This is a genomic window from Pseudomonas sp. URMO17WK12:I6 (genome assembly GCF_003253625.1).
Lineage (GTDB): Bacteria > Pseudomonadota > Gammaproteobacteria > Pseudomonadales > Pseudomonadaceae > Aquipseudomonas.
The window spans coordinates 22,743-44,872 of the sequence record NZ_QKYZ01000011.1; the positions used below are offsets into that span (position 1 = coordinate 22,743).

Here is a 22,130-nt window from a genome sequence, read left to right on the forward strand (position 1 = left end):
ACCATCGTTCATCGAGCCCCCCCATGATGCCCCCACGTCGTTGGCTGATCCTGGCCATTATTTCCAGCGCATTGCTGCTGATCGTCATTGATATGACGGTGTTGTACACCGCCCTGCCGACACTGACCCGTGAGCTCGATGCCTCGGCCTCGCAAAAGCTCTGGATCATCAACATCTATGCATTGATCGCTGCCGGGCTGCTGTTGGGCATGGGCACACTCGGTGACCGCCTCGGGCACAAACGCCTGTTTATCGGCGGGCTGAGTGTGTTTGGCCTGTTCTCGCTGATCGCGGCCTTCTCGCCATCGGCCAGCGTATTGATCGGTGCCCGCGGCTTTCTGGCTGTCGGCGCGGCGATGATGATGCCGGCTACGCTGGCCATCGTGCGGTTGACGTTCGCCGACCCGCGCGAGCAGGCGATGGCATTCGGCATCTGGGCATCGGTTGCCTCAGGGGGCGCCGCGTTCGGCCCGGTGGTGGGCGGCCTGCTGCTGGAGCACTTCTGGTGGGGCTCGGTATTTCTGATCAACGTGCCTATTGTGCTGGTGGCATTGGTCCTCGGCGCGGTGTTGATCCCGAATCACCCGGGGGATGCCAAAAAAGCGATGGGACTGGCTGGGCTCGCTGCAGGTCATGATCGGGTTGATCAGCCTGGCGTATGCCGTCAAGGAACTCGGTAAACGGGCGCCCTCCTTCGACGGCATGCTGGTGGCGGTCGTGCTGGGTGCGCTATTTCTGACACTGTTCATTCGACGCCAACGCCGTGCCGCACAGCCGATGCTCGATCTGGCGCTGTTCACTGCACCGGGCTTCAGAAATGCCGTCATTTCAGCAGTCGTGTCGGCCGCTGCGTTGATCGGCATGGAACTGGTGTTCAGCCAGCGCCTGCAACTGGTACTCGGCATGTCGCCGCTGGAGGCGGCATTGTTCATCCTTCCCCTCCCACTGGGCTCCTTCGTCGCAGGGCCGCTTGCCGGTTACTACCTGCCGCGCCTGGGAAACCGGCGGATGCTGTGCTGGACGTTGCTGCTGTCGTCAGCCGCGATGCTGAGTTATCTCTTGCTGTACAACGCTGCGGTTTACCTGCAAGTCGCCAGCCTTGCCCTATTGGGCTTGACGATTGGCGCTGCACTGACCGTTTCGTCCAGCACCATCATGCTCAGCGTGCCCGCCGATAAAGCCGGCATGGCCGCCTCCATCGAGGAAGTGTCCTTTGAACTGGGCGGTGCTGTGGGTGTGACGCTGGCGGGCAGTCTGTCATCGGCGATTTATGCGTATTCGGCGGGCCTGATGATTCCGGCATGGCTGACCCTGAACCCCGCGACATTCGAGAGTCTCGACGACGCGTTGGTCGTCGCCGAGACGTTGTCACCCGAAGGCCGCGCGATGCTGAGCGCATTCGCCCGTGCGGCGTTCGATGCAGGCTTTGTTGCCGTGCTGGCAGCGTCGGCAGTCCTGCTGTTGATCGCCTCACTGCTGGTCAAGTTGAGCAGTCAGGCGCAGCCGCGCGAGGTCGCAGACCATCCTTGGTAAGCAACACGCAGATTTGGTTGAACGGTTCTGCGTGGGGCCTTAAAGCTTGTGGCTACCCAATGCCTGGTACCGCTGCGGCGACGCCTTGCGAAGTCGAGCCGCCAGGAACACGCCACCCAGCAGGGCCGCGGGAATGATCGCGCAGAGACTGTATGACAAGGCCAGGCTGGCGCCCGTCAGTACATCGAAATGCACCACCGCGAGTACCAGGACCGCCAATAGGGCAACGCAAGAGAAACCGGGGAAAATCCGCCCACGCCAGATCCCCACCTTGAGTTCGGGGTGACGCCGGAAAAAGAAGATTACCGCTGCGGACGTGAGCGCCATCAACAAAATCACGCACAGCGTGGCCAAGTTGGACAGCCAGGCAAACAGCTGCAGGATCGGATCGGCATCCATGGCGGCGAAAATCAGTACCACCACCGCCGAGATAAGGCTCTGCAACGCCGACCCCATATGAGGACTCTGGTGCACGCGATGGGTAGTACCCAAGCGGTGCGGCAACAGGCCGTCACGCCCAATCGCGTAGAAGTAACGGGCCGCGGCGTTATGAAACGCCAGCAGGCCGGCATAGATACTGACCATGAACAGCACCCGGATAATCTGAGTCAGCCAGGGGCCGACAAAGTGGTCGGACATGCCGTAGATAAACGTCGTCGGGTCCTGCAAGGACTGCAGCATCGGCACGATTTTGTCCGCACCCACGCCCACCACCATCGACCATACCGACAGTGCGTAGAAACCACCGATCAGCAACACCGAGCAGTAGGTGGCAATCGGGATAGTACGCTGCGGGTTCTTGGCCTCTTCGCCGTAAATAGTCGTCGCCTCGAAGCCGATAAATGCCGCGAAGCAGAACAGCAAGCCGATTGACGGTGTGCCGCTGAACACATGACCGCGATCAAACGCATCAAGGTTGATGCCGCTGTCGCCGCCGGATTTGAGGATGGAAAAATCCAGGATCAGGATCGCCAGGTACTCGGCGATCACCATCACCGACAGCAGCCGCGCCGACAGGTCGATCTTGCGATACCCCAGAATCGCAATGCTCGCCATCGCCATCAGCGAGTAAGACCACCACGGCAGCACCAGTGCGAACATGCTTTCCATGGTGCCACTGACCACCCCGCCGAACATGCCATACAACCCGACCTGAAGAATGTTATAGGCAAACATCGCCAACACCCCGGCCGCCCCGCCTGCCAGGCCACCCAAACCACGTGAGGTGAACGCATAAAAACCGCCGGCATTGGTCAGGTGCCGGGACATGGTGGTGTAACCCACCGAGAACGCGAGCAGCACCAGCAACGCCAGGATCAGCAACGCTGGCGTGCCGGCGCCATTGCCCAGCATGATGCCAATCGGGAAGCCACCGGCGATGACACTTAACGGGCTCGCCGCCGACACCACGAAGAAGATGATGAAACCAACACCCAGGGCACCACGCTTCAACTCCGTCGAACTGTTGATCGGGATAGATACGCTCATGTTCTTGACCTTATTGTATGAGGCAGTCGCTGTAGGATCGGTGCAGCAAGCCGTTCACCATCACCGATAGAGCTTGTCGCTTTTATCGCACGCTGGATTCGATCCTATGCCTCACCGTGAACGCCCCGGTATCCCAAATCGGTAACCTGTTACGCCATCACCTGAACAGCGCCATCCGCCTGCCTGACCTCACTGCGAAGCGAGACGCGCCGTCAGTTCTGACGCCGCGCCGGTCACCAGGTCGCACAGATAGCCTTGCTGAAACGCACCGAACCGCTCACTGCGCCCCACCAGGGTCATGCTCCCTAGGACGCGCTGCTTTTCGTCGAAGATCGGCGCCGCGACGCCACTGCGTCCTGGGTGCAGCTCGCTTTCGCTGATGCAGTAGCCCTGCTTGCGGATGGCGAGCAGGCTCTTGATGAACGGCTTCCACTCCAGCCCCAGATGCTGCAATTCGGATGGGTTCACGTGCGCGTCGTAAACACGTCGGATTTGGCGCGGAAGCAGATAAGCCAGTACGACCCGGGAGGTCGCGCTGTGGAAAAGATCGATCGACCGCCCCCTGCCGCTACCGACCGGTCCAGCATCGGAGCCACGATGGATCAGCACGTTGACCACGGAGTCGCCATGCCACTCGCTGACCAGCGCGTCCAGGCCGGTGTCGACGACCAGGTTGTCGACCAGATCCCGGCTGCATGCCAACAACGGATCGTAGTTCGTCATCAGATGCTCCAGCGTGACGATTCGCGGGCCGAGCGCGTAACCGCGCGGCAATCGCTTCAAAAAGCCCGCGTCGCCCAGTTCGCGCAGATAACGATAGGCGGTGGCGGACGTGTAGCCGAGCTCCCGGCAAATGATGTCCACATCGATGACCGGTTGTTCCGGGCGAAACAGGTCGAAGACCATGAGCAGACGGCGCAGGCTATTCATCTTTCTCTACATCCTTGTGAAGCCAACGGTCACCCCACACTGCTTTCAGCGGGCGGGTGTTCAGGCATGAGCGCAACCGGTGATGGCTGCGCGGGGGGTATGGGACGGCAACTCTGCGAACAACTCCTGGTACTCCGCCGCAAAATGGCTGAGGTGAAAGAAGCCCCATTGGGCAGCGGCATCGCCGATCGAGAGATGCGACGCGCGGGTGGACATCAAGGTCCGGCGTACACCGTTGAGCCTCACAGAGCGCAAGTAATTCAGCGGCGTCGTCTCGGCAACCGAGCGAAAGCTGTTCTGCACGGTACGCCGACTGACCTGGAGTCGCTGGCACAACTCGATCACGCTGGGCACGTCGATCATCTCCGCGGTCGCCAGACGGTGGCATTTCTCGACAATGAAGCTGCGCGTGGAGCTTGCGGAGCGTTGTTGCTTGTCGCATGCCGGGTCGGTCATGAGTTGCAGCAACTCGCCGAGCATCGCCTGTTCCAGCGCCAGCTCCCGCTCCCGATCTCGCGTGCTGTCGAGTTCTTCGTACACCAGGGCCTGGGAGAACATCGCCAGCAATCGGCGACGAGCGTCTGCAAAGCGCGGCGTGGAAACCCTGATCACCGGCTGACGCAGCAACAGGCTGACCTCCTTCGCCGAAGCCGTTTGCGCCAACGCCTGCTCGAACAATTCACGTTCGAAGGTGATCGACAGCAGCTCCATGCCCATCGGCATATGGAACATGAACTCCTCGCCACCGTGAAGAAAGAACAGGCTGCTATCGTCCGCCTCCCGTCCCTGCATCCGAATCGAACCCGGGGTGGTGATCGGCACGGCAAAGCACATCTTGCCTCGGGGAGCCACGCCGTGCTGCACGACACGCTGGTTGATCTGCTCGAGAAAGACGTGGACACCCGCCGTCGACAACTGCATCAGCGAACTCTCAGTCGAGCCTGCCGTTAGCTGACTGTAGTCCTGGCTCCACTCCTGGACGGTGGCCGCATGGACATGGACGTCTCTGAAATGGCTGATAGTCTGATTTTTCATGATGTCGAAAGCCTCTGCCAATATTCTTGTTTTTAGATCGCCTTCCTATGCGATATTCGCACATAGTGAGAATTTTGCACAATTCTTTATGAGATTTTAAATTCACTGGACAGTGCGCTCAGGGCGGTCCACTCATATGCCAATTCGGGCTACCGGCCATACACACACCACGGAGATGATCAGCACACTTAAATCGACATCCAGAGTGAACGTCATGAGTGAAGCCAAACTTGAATCCCTCCATTTCGCGGATGCCCCGCGAATTACCTCCAGCACACTTCCCGGCCCCAAAACCAGCGAGGCCCTGGCGTTGTCGGCGCGTACCGAGTCGATGGCGCGCGGCGGCGGACGCATGCCGGTGGCCATGGATCGTGCCTTTGGCGCTACCTTCAAGGACCCCGATGGCAACACCTACATCGATTTGTCCGCCGGCGTGGGCGTCAGCAGCGTAGGCCGCTGCCATCCGAAGGTGGTGCAGGCGATCCGCGAACAGTCCGAAGTGCTGATGCATGCCCTGGAGGTCAACAGCACCCGGCGCACCGAGCTGGCGGCCAAGCTCTCCGAGATCGCGCCCGACGGCTTGCGTGGCGACTGCATCACCTTCTTCACGCAAAGCGGCAGCGATGCGCTTGAAGCAGCCATCAAGTTCGCCAAACGCATCACCGGGAGGCACCAGATCATCGCCTTTCATGGAGGCTACCACGGCGTGTGGAACGCCTCGGGTTCCCTGACGACAGGTACGGCATACCGCAAGGGTTACGGAGCCCAAATGGGCGGGGTGATTCACGCCCCCTACCCTTACGCCTACCGTTTCCCTTTCGACACCACTCACAAAAGCGCCGAGCAGATCGCCGGCGAATATGTGGACTACCTGTTGAACACCCCCTACACCGCCGCCGATGACGTGGCTGCCGTTATCGTGGAGCCGGTGCAGGGCGAAGGCGGCTACGTGCCTCCTTCACCAGAATTCCTGCAGCTGTTGCGCAAAGCATGCGACCGTAGCGGCACGCTGCTGATCGTCGATGAAGTGCAATCCGGCGCAGGGCGCACCGGCAAGATGTGGGCGGTCGAGCACTCGGGCGTGAAGCCGGACATGCTCACGTTCGGCAAAGGCATCGGCAGCGACCTGCCAATGGCGGGCCTGATCATGCGTTCGGACCTGGCGGCCGCGATTCCTGACGGATCGATGCCCAACACCTTTGCCGCCAACTCGTTGTCCGCGGCGGTGGCGCTGACCAACATCAGCATCCTGCAGGACCCGGAGCTCGATCTGCTCAACCGCGCGCACACCCTGGGGTTGGAGGCGCAGGAACGTATCCGTGGCTTCAACAGCCCGTTCGTCGCTGAAGTCCGCGGCCGCGGCCTGATGATCGGTATCGAACTGGTTGAAGACCCAGCCACCAAGGCTCCCCTGGCGCCCGAAAAAATCGGCCAGCTCATGGGCTACCTGCTGAACCACGGCGTGCTGATGATTCCCTGTGGTCGCTATAGCAACGTGATGCGAGTCATGCCGTCGCTGACGATCTCGCGCTCTCTGTTCTTCAAGGCACTGGACATCTTCGGCGACGCCCTGGCTTCCCTTGAGGCATGACCCGACCACTGCACATCACTTATGGACCGCAAAATGACTGAGCACTTGAATCACTTCATCGAAGGCGCGTCCTTCGAAGCCTCCGACGGTCGTCGCATAAACCTCGTCAACCCCGTGACAGAACAGGTGTACGGCAGTTCCGCACAGGGCACGACTGAGGACGTGGACCGCGCAGTGGGGGCCGCACACCGCCAACTTGAGGGTGGCGCCTGGAGCCAGCTCGACGGCGCCCAGCGCGGTCGACTGCTATCTAAACTCGCTGACCTGGTTGAACGCGACAGCGAATTGCTGGCCGATCTGGACGCCAACGCCATCGGTCGCTCACCCATCGAACCGCGCCGGATGGACTTGCCCAACGCGATCGCCAACCTGCGTGCCGCTGCTGGCTGGGCCAACCAGCTGGAAGGTCGCACCATTCCCACCGGTGGCTACTTCGGCACCAAGACTCTTTCGTACACGGTACGCGAGCCCGTGGGTGTGGTCGGCGCCATCGTTCCCTGGAATTCGCCGTTGATGATCACCGTCTGGAAGCTCGCCGCGTTGCTGGCGGCAGGCTGCACCGTGGTCATCAAACCTTCGGAAGAGACGCCGCAGTCTGCCCTGCACCTGGCGGTGCTGGCTCAGGAAGCGGGCTTCCCTGACGGTGTGATCAACGTGGTCACCGGCTACGGCAATGAGGTGGGTCGCGCCTTGTGCGAACACCCGCTCGTTGCCAAGATCAGCTTCACCGGCAGCCCCGAGGCCGGACGCGAAATCCAGCGCACCGCCGGTGTGCTGTTCAAGCGCGTGGCATTGGAACTGGGCGGCAAAAGCCCCCAGATTGTCTTCGACGATGCCTCTTTCGAAGACGCGCTGCGCGGGTGTGCGCTCGGCCTGTTCGCCAACCAGGGCCAGGTCTGTGCGGCCGGCTCGCGCATCCTGGTGCACCGCAGCATCGCAGATCGCTTCGGCGCAGCGCTGGCCGATGCCGCAGAGGCAGTCAACGTGGGCGACCCTCGCCAGCCCGGTGTACAGATGGGACCGGTGGCCAAGAAAGCGCAATTCGATCGCGTTAACCGATACATCCAACTGGGAATAGACCAAGGCGCCTCGCTGCTGGCCGGTGGTGTATCGACGCCTGAACAGGGCTGGTTTGTCCGGCCGACGATCTTCACCAACGCGAACAACGCCATGGCGATCGCCCAAGACGAAATCTTCGGGCCCGTCGGCACGCTGATCACGTTCGACAGCGAAGAGGAAGCTATCGCACTGGCCAATGACTCCTCCTACGGCCTGGCGGCCACGGTCTGGACGACCGACCTGGTGCGAGCGCACCGCGTAGCCGCTGCGGTGAAGGCCGGTGCCGTGGGTATCAACTGCTGGAGTCCGCTGGACGCCAACCTGCCCTGGGGTGGCGTAAAGACCAGCGGTATCGGCCGTGAAGGCGGGTTTGCCGGCGCGGTGGCCTACACCGAGGAGAAAGTCATCACCGTGCTGCTACCTTCCTGAGCACGATCCCTGTCCTGACCGAATAACCCTCCGGCCCCTGTGCCGCGAGGGTTAGCGTTCAAAAGTGCATCCCTGATGCCGTTGATAATCAATGGAGAGACTGCGATGAACCCGATAGATCAACAAACAACCGATCGGTATCCGACGTCCCTGCGAATGTTGCACTGGGTGCGTGCCGCACTCATCGCAGGCCTCCTCTGGGCAGGCTGGCATATGACCGGTCTGAATGACGAAGTGGCGAGCAAGTACGAGCTCTATTACCCGTGGCACAAATCCTTTGGGCTGTTGGTGTTTCTGGTTGTCCTGACCCAGATCGCCCTGCGCTTTCGGACCCCCGTGCTTCCGCAGCCGCTGGAAACGCTGGCAAGTTATGAAAGGTTCCTGTCAAGGCTTACGCAGCGTGTCATGTATGCGCTCGTCGTGATCGTGCCGTTGATGGGCTACTCAATGTCGAGCACTTACACGATGAGCGACGGGGTGTTCTTTTTTGGGGTCAACCTGCCGGAGCTCCTTCCGAAAAATGACAATTGGTTCGTCGTCTTCCAATGGCTGCACAAAGTGCTCGCCTACACCCTGCTCGGACTGATCCTGTTGCATGTCGTAGGCGCCCTCAAACACCGGTTTTACGACCGGGACCCTCGAAACGACGTCCTGCGCCGCATGCTGTAACTTGATGAGGCGTGGGCGCAAGATGTCCACGCCTTCGTGGCTCTGACCTGAGGGGGCCCGGTACAGTCACTTGCGTACGGGGTTCTTGAAGTTTTCAGTTCTGTTGTGCTTACCTGCTATCAGTTTGGCCCAGGTCTGACGAGGTGAGCCCGCCATGCTGAAATCACTCGCAGTTATCGCCGTTGGTGCGTCACTTGGTGCCTGGTTGCGCTGGCTCCTGGGCATGAAGCTGAACGCCCTGTTCCCCACGATTCCCCCGGGCACGGTGGTCGCGAACATGGTCGGGGGCTACATCATTGGCCTGGCTATCGCGTTTTTGGCCGCCTCCCCCACCTTGAGTCCTGAGTGGCGCCTGCTGATCATCACGGGTTTCTGCGGTGGGCTTACCACCTTTTCTACGTTTTCCGCCGAAACAGTTGCCCTGATCCAGGAAGGCAGACTGCTCTGGGCGCTCGGCTCAATTTCATTGCACGTCGTAGGCTCGTTGGTGATGACCGCTGCCGGGCTTTTGTCCTATCAAATCATTGGCATGCGATGAGGAGATGAAAATGAAAGGTTTTCTGGTGATTTTCTTCACTCAACAGAACCGCCGTTATCAGGGAAAGATGCTTGGCGAATGGATCGTCGATGTGGCCAAGGAGATGGGGCTGCGTGGTGCGACTCTCTCTACGGCTATCGAGGGTTTTGGACACACCGGTCGACTGCACTCTTCGCATTTTTTTGAACTCGCGGATCAGCCTACGGAGATTCGCATGGCTATCACCGAGGACGAATCCGAAAGGTTGCTCAAGAGGCTGGAGGCTGAGGAAATCTCTGTGTTCTACATAAAGACCCCAATCGAGATGGGCTTCGTCGGCAAAAAAACCACCTAGCCTGGCCCCTCCTCGATCGTCTGTTGCCTGGCGACCTCCCATCGGGAATGCGCCACCGCGGGTGGCGCCCCCGATCAAGATACCGGCAACAAACCTTCGTCGTTACGGCGTGAGCGGCGACTCAGAACGTCATCCACACGATGAACTGGAAGTAAGTGTTCGTTGATGCGCTCCCGCTCTGCAGACCACCGTCCCCGAGCCACTTTTCGGGCTTGTAGAAGCCGACCAGAGGCGAGAGTGTGACGTTATCCGTCACCATCCAATCCAGAAAAAGGTCGACCTCACGTGCAGCGAAGTCCTGCTCATGCGTACGGGAGAGCTGGTGGTAGTTGAAGGCCATTGCGTTAAGGGTCAATTTATCGGTCGGCTTGACTGAGAGGAGCACGTCGTTGATCGCCATGTTCGAGGTCACTGAACCTGCGTAATTGGCGGCGACTTCACCCTGGTATCGCTTGCGAAAACCTCCCTGGAACAGAAAGTCGTAACCTTCGGAATAGCGCGAATATCGATAGCTCACCGTCGGTTGCCATTGGGTGTCGGCAAAGGTGTAGCCCGCTTCGAAGAACATCGCCCGCTGTGAGCCCGAGCGTTTTTCCTGACGTGCCACCTCGAACGCAAAGTCGGCATTCTCGATCCCGGCATTGCCCTGCCCACGAATGCTGTAGACGTTCATACCCTTGCGCTCAAGCCGATCGCCAAAGGCATATCGCTCGTCAACATCCAGGCCGTGCACGTACGTCGAACCGATCGAGCCGACGGGCGTCGTGTAGTCGAGGGTGGCGGCAGCCACTTCGGTCTTCGACTGCCCGGGGTTATCGGATTTGAGCCATATCAGGCTACCGTGCAGGCCCTCCTGACCACCCAGTTTCAAGACTGCCGTATTCCCGAACGCCAACCGCGGGCCAAGGTAAAAGGCGCCACCGCGATTGAACCGGCCATCCCTTACGCCCTCGATAGGGCTGAAGGCCTTCCCGGGGGCGAACCCGTCGTCAGTGATCAGGAAGCCGTCCACCGTAACGAGCTGCCGGCCAAAAGAGAAATCAACGCCGTCCTTGCCCAGCGCAGGAATCAGGTCACCTGACTTCCAGCCCAGGTAGGCGTCTTCCACAGCCGTTCTTCTTTCATCCCCGACGGTGAGTCCTCCCGCGTCCCCATCGCCAAATGATCCCGTGCTGATCCAGCTGAGTCCGCCATAGACGGAACCAGCATTGATCTTGTTTGTCGTGCCGTTGAGACCGTACTTGGCGAAGCCTTCTTGCCAGCGCATCCTGCCAGGCTCCCTCTCAGGGTCGCCAATGTAGTTTTTCTCGCTGCCGAACCAGCCAAACGCCGCCGACAGGTCGGCGTTCAGGACGGTTCCGCCATCGTCTTCGTTGTAGAGCTGGTAGGCGTGTACCTGCGGCTCAAATGTACAGAGTGCGACCAGCGAAAGTAATGGGGCGTAACTGAGGGTGCGCATGACGTCTCTCCTGTTTTTATATTTATGAGGCGAGCCATGAGTGTTCCGGCTTGGGTCGCGCAAGCGGTAACCCAAATCAGCACTTTCAAGGGGCTGGCCGCCCATCCCCTCGCGCGATACCTCCCCCGCTGCAAAACATCCTCAGCGCCTCGAATGGTTGCCGTTTTGGGCTACGGCCTCTGAGCGCACTCCCCCTATGCTGGGCCCATAAGAACCATAAGAACCGAGGCACCTGTCATGACCCCTTTGTCACCCTCCCCGCTGTTACGTCAGGGGCTTTGTCTTCTGACCCTCTTCGCCTGCAGTGCCCTGGCACCTGTTGCCAGTGCTCACCATTCGTTCGCGCTTTTCGACCAGACCCAGACCGTCTCGATCAAGGGTGTCGTCGAGCGCTTTGCCTGGAGCAATCCTCACATCACGATTTACCTCGATACACCCGGCCCGCCGGCCCAGCGATTCAAGATCGAAACGGGCAGTGTCAACGCGTTACAGCGCACGGGCTGGACCGCTGAGTCGATCAAGGCCGGCGAGACTGCCGAGGTGTCCTTCAAACCGTTGAAAAACGGTGAGCCAGGAGGGCTGCTCGTGGAGATCAAGATCGGTGACGTCGTACTCACGGGCGGCGGATGAGAAATCCTTCCCTGGCTTCATGACGACCTAACCGACCGGACCAGACCAGCAGCGTGGAGACGTTTCAATGAAACCGACACGAACCTTGAACACGGCAATGATCGTCCTGGGCATCGCCCTCGTGACTGTCGCCGGGATGTGCAACGCCGCTACACCTTCCAAACCTCTAAGCGACAAATACAGCGTCAGCGCACGCCCCGACATCAGCGGCACCTGGGAACGAACCCCGGACGACTGGTTCGGTGAGAACCCCGACAACCCGGTGCACCCAGGCGGACCGATGGACCTGAAGGCGCCCTATGCCGACGAATACGTCGCGCTGAAGAAGAAACAAGCCGCTGCGAACGAGGCTGGAACACCGTTGGCCACAACAAGTTCCAGATGCCTGCCCGAGGGAATGCCAACGTTGATGGCGGCGCTTTTTCCGATCCAGATCATTCACGACGACAAGCAAGTGATTGTCCTCGGTGAGTATCTCCAGCAGGTCCGCCGGATTCTCTTGAACGAAGCGATGCCTGCAAAAGAGACCCTGGACCCTAAATATCAAGGCCATTCACGCGGCCATTGGGAAGGCGACACGCTCGTCGTGGAAACACAACGGGTGCGAACGGACGTGAGTTTCTACGACGTTCCACACGGCAAGGACATGAAGATCACCGAACGCATCAGGCTGACGGCGCCGGATCACCTGGAGAACCAGGTCGTGATCGAGGACCCACAGGTGCTCAAGACCCCGTATCGCTTCACGTTCGAGTACAAACGGTCCAACTACGCCATTCAAGAGTATGTCTGCGAGAACAATCAGATCGTGATCGATAAAGAGGGCAAGGCATCCCTCAGTCTCGAGTGAAGTCGCCATTAATCGCCATCGGAGCTGACCAAATGGAAAGACTGACAACCATCAGCATCCTGCGGCCGACGCTGCAAAGCGCCCTGCTGTTGCTGATCCTCACGTCGAACACATTCGCCGAGGTGCCCCGAATGCCCACGGCCATCGCGGTGCCGCCCTCCGGCAAGCCACCGCTCTCGTCGGCGAAACGCCCGGGCACCGAATACAGCGACCTCGACAAGTACGGCTACATCGAGGAGGAGTTTTACCTGCAAGGCGTTGCCCCGGCCATTACCGCCTCGGGCAAAACCCTGTTGGAGGCGCCTTACACCACACGCATTCTGGTGCGCAAACCGGCTGACCCCGCGCGCTTCAATGGCACGGTCGTGATCGAGCCGTTCAGCTGGTTCGGCGAACGCGCCGCGGGATGGATCCTGACCCGCGACTATTTGCTGCGTCGCGGCTACGCGTACGTCGGGTACACGCTGAATGTGAACAAGCCGCCAGTCGATCCCAAGTTCATCTCGGACACCCCGGCTGCCGAGGCCGAGCAGATCGCCCAGTACGGACGGATCGTGAACTTCGAGTTCATGCGCCGCTTCGACTTTGCACGCTACGCGCCGCTGGGCACCTATTACGACCCGGAACACTTCACCCGCGGTGAAGCTCCCGATCCGTTCGCTCCACAGTCCCAGGGCATCGGGGCGCAACTGGCGTTGCTGCTGAAAACCAATGCAGCGCAAAGCCCGTTGGCCGGTCTCGATGTTCAACGCATCTACGTCAATAGCTGGGCCGTGACTGCGCAAGTCTGGATGGACTACCTCGACCAGGGCCGGCACCAGCAATGGCGTATGCCCGACGCAAGGCCGCTGATCGATGCCTACATGACCGGCCGCATGGCCTACGGAGAAGTGGGCGGCGACGTCATCCGGGTGCCGCGCCATACGCCCGATGGCGTGCCGTTCGTGACCGTCTACAGCCAGTCCGAACTGATGCACGACGTGATCGAAGGCATCAACCTGCCGCCGGACACCGACAGCCCGCAGATTCGCTACTACGAAGTGACCGGCATGCCGCACCTGCGGCTGGCCGACCTCGGTACGGAGCATACCGAAAAGCTCGCTGCCGACATCGGCAAGGGCGACGACCCACGGTGCCGGACGCTGTACGACGAACCGGCGGAGCTGGTCGTCTCGGCGCTCCTGGATCGCATGGACCAATGGGTGCGCCAAGGCAAACCCATGCCGAATGCTCCGCGGGTCGCCCGCGATGGCAAGACCGCCGCGCGCGACCCTGTTACCGGCAACCTGCAAGGGGGCGTACGCCCACCGTGGATCCAGGTGCCCAGTGCGACCTACCTCACGGATCAGGAGACCGGCTGCGGACTGATCTACGACACCAAGGTGCCTTACTCCAGGGAAGTCCTTGGCCAGCGTTATGGAAGCTTCAGCAACTACGAACAGAAATTCGAAGACGCCAAGGCCCTTTCGATCAAGGAAGGCTACCTACTGCCGGAGGATGCGGCGGGTCTGCGCTCGATCGCAAAACCTCAAGACTTCTAACCCATTGGGAAGAACAGCAAATGTCATCATCACTCATCATTGCCTGGATCTATGCGTCACCTTTGAGCACAGCCATCCGGGACATTCTCTGGATCATACCCACCGTCCAGAGCATTCATATCCTCGCTATCACAGTGCTCTTCGGCTCTGCGGTCATCTCCGATCTTCGGCTGGCGGGTGTGTTCGCCACGGACGAGCCCTTGCGTGGCGTCGTTCGCCGGTACTACCCGTGGATGCGCAATGCGCTCCTCGTCCTGCTCTTCACGGGGTTGATCATGATCATCGCCGAGCCTGATCGCGTACTCGTCAACTCGACCTTCTGGCTGAAGATGGCCCTGGTCGTGAGTGCGTTCACGCTGACCTTGCTTTTACGGCGCCCCCTTCTGCGCCCTGCCGACGATGCACAACGTGATGACAAGCCTCCTCTTGTCAAGGCGCTAGCCTGGCTGTCGATTGGCTTGTGGTGCGTCGTCATCATCTGTGGTCGCTGGATCGCCTACGCGATCTAAGCGTTTTCAAACGAAAGCTCCCAGGTATTCGCCATGGACATTCAACCAACACTACAAGCCCTCCAGGACACCTCTGTCGCCACCTTCATCCGAGAGTCGGGCTCCGCTTTTCCAACCCTTGAATCGGTGCATGTGATCGGCATCGCCCTTGTGTTCGGGACCATCGCCGTCGTCGATTTGCGTCTGCTCGGCGTTGCCTCCCATCGCCGCAGCGCGCTACGGCTGATAAAAGATTTGCTGCCGTTCACCTGGGTCGCTTTCGTGGCTTGCGTGATCACCGGCCTGCTCATGTTCGCCGCCAATGCCACGACCTATGCCGAGAACACCGCGTTCTTGTGCAAGATGGGCGTGTTACTGCTGGCGGGGCTCAACATGGGGGTATTCCACTTGGGCGTCTTTCGCCGCATTGCCGAATGGGACACAACGCTAACGCCTCCCAGCCAGGCGCGTGTCGCAGGGTTCAGTTCGTTGGCATTGTGGGCGGGCGTGGTGTTCCTCGGCCGCTGGATCGCGTTTCTCTGATGGCTCGTCTATCGCCGCGTCGCGCATCTGGTGCAGCTATGCCCAGCGATCACGCAAACAGCGCAATCAAGGTGGTGCGCCCGGTATCCGGCCGATGGGAATCGCTGGCACTGTTGCTTGCGGCCCTGGCAGTCATCGCCAGCGTGGCAGGCTATATAACGCTGCGCCCCCAGAAAGTCGGCCCACCGATAACCTTGAGCTGGCAGGTGCGTTCCTTCGATGGCCTGGGTACGGTCGATCAGGCGATTCACAGCGCTCTGCTGCCGGCCGGTGAAGAAATCATCTGGTTCAACAACGATACCGGCGGCTGGATCACGCTGGAGCGTGCGCAGAAAATCTTGCTGCCGCCCTTCTACCGTGACGCCTTCTGGAAGACCAATGGCGAGGTGCAGTGGCAATTGATTCTGCCTGGCACTCACCTGCCGCATGCCGCTTCCGGCGACGTGCACGCCGATGCGCCTGTCACCCCGCCGGACCAGACCGCCAACAAGGTGTCGCAAGCCACCCAGGGCCAGGGCGCTACGGTCTATTACGGCTCGGGCGGCCGCGCGCCGGGCCAGAGCGCCTACCTGCTCGTCATCGGTCACGCGCATGCCGGTGTCATGTGGGCCAACCAAGCGACGATCTGGGTCCACCGCGACCCGAACGCGCCCTACCCTGGCATCGTCAAGCCCGAATCGCTGGTCGGCGATGGCTGGCGCCAGGTCATCCCTTACAACGGTGCCAGCGAAGTCGAACGCGTAAAAGGAACCCAGCCATGACCGTTTCTACGAAACACCGCGCACTGTGGCGCCGATGCATCGCGCTATTGCTGCTGATACCCGCCATCGCACTCGCCAGCCCGGCTCCCTCTTCGGGCAAGAAGCTCAAGATCGGCGTCACACTGCATCCCTACTACAGCTTCGTGGCAAATATCGTTGGAGATCGGGCGGAGGTCGTTGCGCTCATCCCGGCGGAGGCGAATCCGCACAACTACCAGCCGCAGCCCGATGACATCACCCGCGCGATGAATATCGATGTTCTGGTCGTCAACGGCATCGGACACGATGAATGGGCCTTCCAGATCATCAAGGCCGCTGGCCGCGGGGCGACCCTGCCGATCATCCAGGCCAATGCCTCGGTTGCGCTCATTCCAATCGGCGGCGGCCAGGACGGCGTCAAGGTGGTCAATCCGCATACCTTCGTATCCACCACGGCAGCGATACAACAGGTCTTCGAGATCACTCGCCGGTTGGGGGAGCTGGACCCGGACAACGCTGCGGCGTATCGACAAAACGCCCTGGCGTATGCCGCGCGTATCCGGGCGCTAAGGGCCGGCTTCATGACCCGTTTCGCCGCGCTGGATTTGTCTTCCTTCCGGTGCGCGACAACGCACGCTGGCTACGACTACATGATGCAAGAGTTCGGCCTGTTCGTGAGTGCGGTGATCGAGCCGCGTCACGGCGTCGCGCCGACTGCACGCCAGTTGGCCAACACCATCGACGCGATCAAGAAGGCCAATGTGCGTGTGCTTTTTGCCGAGAAGAATTTCTCCCTCGACCTGGCCAAGCCTATCGAGGCAGCCACCGGCGTGAAGGTGTTCGCGCTGTCTCACATCACCGGCAATACCTACAGCCCGGACGAATTCGAGGTAGCAATGCGCGAAAACCTAGAGACCTTGGCCGAAGCCGTTGAGTTTACGCAGCGATGAACGCGATGAAGGAGGAACAAGCGATGCGCGGCCCCGCCATAGTGTTCGATAACGTCTCCCTGCAATTGGGAGGTACGCAAGTGCTCGACAAAGTGAGCTTCCGGGTAGAAGCCGGTGCGCTGCACTGCCTGGTAGGCCCGAACGGCGGCGGCAAGACTTCACTGGTGCGCGCGCTGCTGGGCCAGATGCCGCATTCGGGGACGGTCCGGTTCGAAGGCGAGGTCACGACACCCATGGGGTATGTCCCGCAATTGCCGGACTTCGACCGCAACGTGCCGATGACGGTCAACGACATCATGGCCCTTCTCGGTCAACGCAGGCCGGCCTTCTTTGGCTCAAGCCGATCTGCCAAGGCGGCCAATGCCCAAGCGCTGGAGCGCACCGGCGTGGCCGGAATGGGCGCAAAACCTTTTGGCAGCCTGTCCGGTGGCCAGCGTCAGCGAGTGCTGCTGGCGCAGGCGATCAGCCCGGCGCCCTGGCTACTGATCCTTGACGAACCGACCGCCGGCATCGACGAACCGGGTGTGCGACTGGTGGAGGCGCTGGTGGCCGAGCTGAACGGCCGCGGCGTCACCATCCTCTGGATCAACCATGACCTGGAACAGGTCAGGCGCATCGCGCAATCGGTGACCGTTATCAACCGGCGGGTGCTGTTCCATGGTTCGCCCGACCAGGTCGCCTACCCTCTGGAGGCTACCCAATGAGTGCCCTGTACGAATTGATTCGCAACCAGCTCCAGGCGCTTGCCGCGAGTGGCATCCTGCCGCAACCGTTCGAGTACGAGTTCGTGATCAATGCGCTGCTCTGTGCAGTGCTCATCGGACCGCTACTAGGCGTGCTGGGCTCGATGGTGATGATCAAGCGCATGGCATTCTTCAGTCAGGCCGTCGGTAATGCGGCGATGACCGGCGTTGCCATTGGCGTGCTGATCGGCGAGTCCTACACCTCCCCCTACTTCTCAATGTTCGGCTTCTGCCTGCTGTTCGCCCTGACGCTGAAGTACACGCAGCACCGCACCACGCTGGCCAATGACACGCTGATCGGCGTGTTCTTGTCCATCTCGCTGGCGGTCGGGGCCTCGTTGCTGCTGTTCGTGTCGGCGAAGATCAACACGCACGTAATGGAAAGCGTGCTGTTCGGTTCCATCCTGGCGGTCGACTACACCGACATGAACGTGCTGCTTGTGGTAACGGCGACGTGTGCTCTGCTCGGACTGCCGATGTACAACGGCATGCTGTTGGCCAGCCTCAATCCGAGCCTGGCACATGCTCGCGGCGTGCGCGTGCGAAGCGTCGAGTACCTGTTTGTCGTACTGGTCACCCTGGTGACGGTAGCCTGCCTGAAAATCATCGGCGCAGTACTCGTCGAAGCCCTTCTGCTCATACCGGCCGCGGCAGCACGCAACATCAGCCATTCGCTCCCGGGGCTGGTCGTGCGCGCCATCCTGATCGCGACTTTTTCCTGCGTGGTCGGCATCCTGGCACCCATGCAATTTCACATTCCCGTACCGACAGGCGGCGCAATCGTGATCGTCGCCGCCCTGGTGTTCGTCGTCACCACCGTCATCCGCGCTACCGGGGCCCGGTTCAGAGGTGCCAGCGTATGAAATGGCTTTGCATGTCACGTCGACCCTGGCTAGCGATGCTGGTACTGCTGCTGGGCAATCCGCTTTCTGCCTTCGCGGATACCGGCAGGCAGCAGGTGCTTGTCGCACTGCCGGCGGTGTATGCGCTCACCTCGACGCTCAGCGACGGCACAACCCTCAAGGTCGTCCGCCTTCCGGCAGACGCTGCCGTGCCCATGGAAAGCCAGGCCAACGCGCTGTCGCGCCTGGAGCCCGCCGTGTTCCAGCAGGCCACCGCCGTGGTTACCCTGGGCAACCTCTGGCGCGCGGATCCGCTTTACACCACGGCACGTCGCCACAATCTGCGAATCGTCGAGATCGATGCCTCGCACTCATGGGACACCGTCAAGCCCGGAGTGGCCGTGGCCCGCGTGCAATCGAACGACGTTCCCTGGGCAACCGAACGCGACGTCGATGGCGGACTGTCGCCGTACGCCTGGCTCGGCCCCGTCAACGCCATGCGCATGTCGGCGATTATCGCTACCGACCTGGCACGCCTGTCTCCCCCCGATGCGCCTCGGATAGAGCGCAACCTCGCCGCACTCGAAGGCCGATTGCGCCAGCTCAAGGCCAACTACGGTGCCCGACTGCTGGCAGTGCCGGATCTGCGCGTGCTGTCGCTGGCCGATGAGTTCACCTACTTGTTCGGCGAGTTCGGGATTTTTGTCGACGGCTGGTTCATCCGACAGGACATCGACTGGAGCGACGCCGACTGCACCGCACTGACCCGATACCTGCGCGAGCGTGACATCCACGTGGTGGTCCACAAGTGGGCACCGGACGCCAGGATTGCCAAGGCCATCGAGGACGGCGGCGCACGGTTGTTGATACTGGACGCCGGCAACCCCGGAATGCTCGCCGACGCGGCCGACGGGTACGAAGCACTCCTGAGTTCGAACCTGGATTCCTTACTGACGGCCTTCGCGCCACCTGGCCCGAATACGAGCGGCGATCACAAATCGCCGCTCCAATGATCAACCTCGACCGTGGAGATCGAAGACCTTATGAAACCCCCAGGTTCAGCACATCGGATACTGATCGCCGGCGCCCTGGTGTTCTGCCAGGCAGCCTTCGCTCATGGCCCCGTCTTCGACTGCTACATCGAGAGCGATGATCTGGTGAAGTGCGAGGCGGGTTACACCGACGGCAGCTCCGCCGCTGGCAGAAAAATCCATGTCCAGGACACCAGCAACAAGGTGTTGCTCGAAGGAAGCGTCGATAAAGACAACAGCTACACCTTCCAGCCCCCCGCCGGAAAATACTCCGTTGTGTTCATGGGCGGAGACAACCATCAAGCCACGATTCAGTCATCCGACATTTCCAGGTGAAATCGACAATGCCGATCAAACGACGACTGCTCCAAGCACTTGCCGCCGTAACATTAGGCTGCCTGACAGGCGCTGCACAGGCCCATTTCCAGATGCTCTACGTCGAGGAAACGGCGCTGCCGCGTGCGGATAAACTGGAGTTCGCGCTGGTGTTCACGCATCCCTTCTCCGGCGGCCCCACCATGACCATGGATGAACCCCGCGCCTTTAGCCACATCAGCTCGCACGGCGGGGAAAAAATCGATCTGCGCCAATACTTGCGCCCTGTCCAGTGGCAGAGTCGCGATAACCAAACGACTGCCTATCGTGCGTCGATTCCGCGGGAGTTGGTTCGCTCACTGGGTGACCATATCTTCGTACTCGAGCCCGAGCCCTACCTGGAAACCGAGGAAGACGTCTACATCCAACAGTTCACCAAGCTGATCGTGAACGTGGGCGGCGTACCCGGCAACTGGGCAGAACCACAAGGGTTGCCGGTTGAGATCCAGCCACTGAACAAGCCTTATGCAAACTGGACAGGCGGAGTGTTCCGCGCCTTGGTGCTGGCCGATGGCAAGCCCGTTCCGTTCGCCGAAATCGAAATCGAATACATCAACCATTCCGTCGATATCGAGAAAAACGCCTTCGGCCAGCAAGACTATGTAACGGCACCTCAAGCTTCATTCAAATCCCTGAGCTCCTACACGGACGCCCAGGGCATCGTGACCATCGGCCTGCCCCGGGCCGGCTGGTGGGGTATTGCAGCGCTCGACATCGGTACAACGAAAACCCACAAGGGCAAACCCTTGTCGCAAGACGCGGTGCTGTGGGTGCAGGCCAGGGATATGAAATGAAAAGCGCATAAAGCAACCGCGCCTGACAGGCCTCACGAAAAGCGCCCTACCCCCTCAGAAACGGATAGATATCGCCTCGAATCCGGATAGATGCACCGCACAGAAAGGCTTTCAATCAGGTCGTGCCTAAAACTACAAAAAGGGTGTACCTGATGAACAGCTCTAGAAGCATTGCGCAGTGGCAAGATTACATTCAGGGTTGCCTGGATTTTCGGCCGGCCGAAGGTATTTACCGCGTCGCCCGTGACATGTTCACAGAGCCGGAACTGTTCGACCTGGAGATGGAGCTGATCTTCGAGAAGAACTGGATCTACGCCTGCCACGAGAGTGAAATCGCCAATCCCAATGATTTCCTGACGATGCGCGCAGGTCGTCAGCCGATGATCATCACCCGCGATGGAAGCAATCAGCTCCACGCGCTGATCAACGCTTGCCAGCACCGGGGCGCGACCCTGACTCGCGTCAGCAAAGGTAACCAATCTACCTTCACCTGTCCGTTCCACGCCTGGTGTTACAAAAGTGATGGCCGCCTGGTCAAGGTCAAGGCTCCGGGGGAATACCCGGAAGGTTTCGACAAAGCAACCCGCGGCCTGAAGAAGGCCCGGATCGAGAGCTACAAGGGTTTCGTCTTTATCAGTCTGGACGTCAATGGCAGCGACTCGCTGGAAGACTACCTCGGCGATGCCAAAGTGTTCTTCGACATGATGGTCGCGCAGTCTCCGACCGGCGAACTGGAAGTACTGCCCGGCAAGTCGACCTATAGCTATGACGGCAACTGGAAACTGCAGCACGAAAACGGCCTGGATGGTTATCACGTCAGCACCGTGCACTACAACTACGTCTCCACGGTGCAGCATCGCCAGCAAGTCAATGCGGCCAAGGGCGGTGGTTCCGACACGCTGGACTACAGCAAGTTGGGCGCCGGCGATGCCGAAACCGACGACGGCTGGTTCTCGTTCAAGAATGGCCACAGCCTCTTGTTCAGCGACATGCCCAACCCGACTGTACGCGCCGGGTATGCCAGCGTCATGCCGCGTCTGGTGAAGGAATACGGCCAGCAACAAGCCGAGTGGATGATGCATCGTCTACGCAATCTCAACATCTACCCAAGCCTGTTCTTCATGGATCAGATCAGCTCGCAGCTGCGTATCGTGCGCCCAGTGGCCTGGAACAAGACCGAGATCACCAGCCAGTGCATCGGCGTCAAGGGTGAGTCCGACGCAGATCGGGAAAACCGGATCCGCCAGTTCGAGGACTTCTTCAACGTTTCAGGCATGGGCACTCCCGACGACCTGGTGGAGTTTCGCGAAGCCCAACGCGGATTCCAGGCCCGCCTCGAGCGCTGGAACGAAGTGTCCCGCGGCAGTGAGAAATGGGTCGAAGGCCCCACCCCGAACAGCGAGGTTCTGGGCATCAACCCGGTACTGACCGGCACCGAGTTCACGCATGAGGGGCTCTACATCAATCAGCACGGATCCTGGCAGCGCTTCCTTCTGCAAGGTCTGGCACAAAAAGCCCTGAAGTTGAAGGAGGTGTGA

At 60.4% G+C, this 22,130-nt stretch carries 22 protein-coding genes and 1 pseudogene; 19 read left to right on the forward strand and 4 right to left on the reverse strand.

Annotated elements, in window-relative coordinates; genetic code table 11:
- The first annotated feature begins 23 nt into the window (after positions 1-23).
- Positions 24-1,533 (forward strand): annotated as a pseudogene (locus F475_RS19725) (MFS transporter).
- 39 nt (positions 1,534-1,572) lie between these two features.
- Here the strand turns inward: F475_RS19725 and F475_RS19730 are convergent.
- The 3 genes from F475_RS19730 to F475_RS19740 all read right to left on the reverse strand — a co-directional run bounded on the left by F475_RS19730 (position 1,573) and on the right by F475_RS19740 (position 4,986).
- Positions 1,573-3,021 (reverse strand): APC family permease, encoded by a 1,449-nt coding sequence (locus tag F475_RS19730; protein ID WP_111454540.1) that lies wholly within the window; start codon positions 3,019-3,021, stop codon positions 1,573-1,575.
- Positions 3,022-3,210: 189 nt separating this feature from the next.
- On the reverse strand, positions 3,211-3,951 hold the full coding sequence (locus F475_RS19735; RefSeq protein ID WP_018927846.1) for an IclR family transcriptional regulator: 741 nt from the start codon (positions 3,949-3,951) through the stop codon (positions 3,211-3,213).
- Between the two features lie 60 nt (positions 3,952-4,011).
- Positions 4,012-4,986: a helix-turn-helix domain-containing protein gene (locus F475_RS19740; RefSeq protein WP_064617295.1), complete on the reverse strand. Its 975-nt coding sequence runs from the start codon at positions 4,984-4,986 to the stop codon at positions 4,012-4,014.
- 214 nt (positions 4,987-5,200) lie between these two features.
- Between F475_RS19740 and F475_RS19745 the strand changes: the two genes are divergently transcribed.
- The 5 genes from F475_RS19745 to F475_RS19765 all read left to right on the forward strand — a co-directional run bounded on the left by F475_RS19745 (position 5,201) and on the right by F475_RS19765 (position 9,606).
- A complete protein-coding gene (locus F475_RS19745; RefSeq protein WP_018927844.1) occupies positions 5,201-6,577 on the forward strand; it encodes an aspartate aminotransferase family protein in 1,377 nt (458 codons plus the stop codon).
- A gap of 33 nt (positions 6,578-6,610) precedes the next feature.
- Positions 6,611-8,065: an aldehyde dehydrogenase gene (locus tag F475_RS19750; RefSeq protein ID WP_026286552.1), complete on the forward strand. Its 1,455-nt coding sequence runs from the start codon at positions 6,611-6,613 to the stop codon at positions 8,063-8,065.
- Positions 8,066-8,170: 105 nt separating this feature from the next.
- The gene (locus tag F475_RS19755; RefSeq protein ID WP_018927842.1) at positions 8,171-8,734 is read left to right on the forward strand and encodes a cytochrome b; all 564 of its coding nucleotides are present in this window, start codon (positions 8,171-8,173) and stop codon (positions 8,732-8,734) included.
- A 154-nt stretch (positions 8,735-8,888) separates the two neighbouring features.
- A complete protein-coding gene (gene crcB / locus F475_RS19760) occupies positions 8,889-9,272 on the forward strand; it encodes a fluoride efflux transporter CrcB (protein WP_064617293.1) in 384 nt (127 codons plus the stop codon).
- Positions 9,273-9,282: 10 nt separating this feature from the next.
- Positions 9,283-9,606 (forward strand): DUF190 domain-containing protein, encoded by a 324-nt coding sequence (locus tag F475_RS19765; RefSeq protein WP_019578582.1) that lies wholly within the window; start codon positions 9,283-9,285, stop codon positions 9,604-9,606.
- A gap of 121 nt (positions 9,607-9,727) precedes the next feature.
- On the opposite strand, the gene F475_RS19770 is transcribed toward F475_RS19765, so the two are convergent.
- A complete protein-coding gene (locus tag F475_RS19770; RefSeq protein ID WP_018927839.1) occupies positions 9,728-11,065 on the reverse strand; it encodes a hypothetical protein in 1,338 nt (445 codons plus the stop codon).
- Positions 11,066-11,302: 237 nt separating this feature from the next.
- Between F475_RS19770 and F475_RS19775 the strand changes: the two genes are divergently transcribed.
- The 13 genes from F475_RS19775 to antA all read left to right on the forward strand — a co-directional run bounded on the left by F475_RS19775 (position 11,303) and on the right by antA (position 22,130).
- On the forward strand, positions 11,303-11,695 hold the full coding sequence (locus F475_RS19775) for a DUF6152 family protein (RefSeq protein ID WP_019649037.1): 393 nt from the start codon (positions 11,303-11,305) through the stop codon (positions 11,693-11,695).
- Between the two features lie 67 nt (positions 11,696-11,762).
- Positions 11,763-12,545 (forward strand): hypothetical protein, encoded by a 783-nt coding sequence (locus F475_RS19780; protein WP_111454541.1) that lies wholly within the window; start codon positions 11,763-11,765, stop codon positions 12,543-12,545.
- Between the two features lie 32 nt (positions 12,546-12,577).
- Complete coding sequence (locus tag F475_RS19785) at positions 12,578-14,086, forward strand: alpha/beta hydrolase domain-containing protein (RefSeq protein WP_111454542.1); 1,509 nt, start codon at positions 12,578-12,580, stop codon at positions 14,084-14,086.
- Between the two features lie 20 nt (positions 14,087-14,106).
- Positions 14,107-14,595, forward strand: coding sequence for a DUF6644 family protein (locus tag F475_RS19790; RefSeq protein WP_019578577.1), 489 nt, complete (start codon positions 14,107-14,109; stop codon positions 14,593-14,595).
- 33 nt (positions 14,596-14,628) lie between these two features.
- Entirely contained in the window at positions 14,629-15,117 is a 489-nt protein-coding gene (locus tag F475_RS19795) for a DUF6644 family protein (RefSeq protein WP_018927834.1), read from the forward strand.
- 38 nt (positions 15,118-15,155) lie between these two features.
- Positions 15,156-15,878, forward strand: coding sequence for a DUF6162 family protein (locus F475_RS19800; protein WP_111454543.1), 723 nt, complete (start codon positions 15,156-15,158; stop codon positions 15,876-15,878).
- The gene (locus F475_RS19805; RefSeq protein ID WP_018927832.1) at positions 15,875-16,807 is read left to right on the forward strand and encodes a metal ABC transporter solute-binding protein, Zn/Mn family; all 933 of its coding nucleotides are present in this window, start codon (positions 15,875-15,877) and stop codon (positions 16,805-16,807) included. The genes F475_RS19800 and F475_RS19805 overlap by 4 nt, the downstream gene beginning before the upstream one ends.
- Entirely contained in the window at positions 16,804-17,511 is a 708-nt protein-coding gene (locus F475_RS19810; protein ID WP_111454544.1) for a metal ABC transporter ATP-binding protein, read from the forward strand. Before F475_RS19805 ends, F475_RS19810 begins: the two co-directional genes overlap by 4 nt.
- Entirely contained in the window at positions 17,508-18,413 is a 906-nt protein-coding gene (locus F475_RS19815; protein ID WP_018927830.1) for a metal ABC transporter permease, read from the forward strand. The genes F475_RS19810 and F475_RS19815 overlap by 4 nt, the downstream gene beginning before the upstream one ends.
- Before the next feature lie 35 nt (positions 18,414-18,448).
- Positions 18,449-19,405 carry a metal ABC transporter solute-binding protein, Zn/Mn family gene (locus tag F475_RS19820; RefSeq protein WP_111454545.1) on the forward strand — a complete coding sequence of 319 codons (957 nt, stop codon included), beginning with the start codon at positions 18,449-18,451 and terminating at the stop codon, positions 19,403-19,405.
- Between the two features lie 30 nt (positions 19,406-19,435).
- Positions 19,436-19,759 carry a hypothetical protein gene (locus F475_RS19825; protein WP_177431120.1) on the forward strand — a complete coding sequence of 108 codons (324 nt, stop codon included), beginning with the start codon at positions 19,436-19,438 and terminating at the stop codon, positions 19,757-19,759.
- A gap of 8 nt (positions 19,760-19,767) precedes the next feature.
- Positions 19,768-20,592, forward strand: a complete 825-nt coding sequence (locus tag F475_RS19830) for a DUF4198 domain-containing protein (RefSeq protein ID WP_019649044.1) — start codon at positions 19,768-19,770, stop codon at positions 20,590-20,592.
- 152 nt (positions 20,593-20,744) lie between these two features.
- Positions 20,745-22,130 (forward strand): anthranilate 1,2-dioxygenase large subunit, encoded by a 1,386-nt coding sequence (antA, locus tag F475_RS19835; protein ID WP_018927826.1) that lies wholly within the window; start codon positions 20,745-20,747, stop codon positions 22,128-22,130.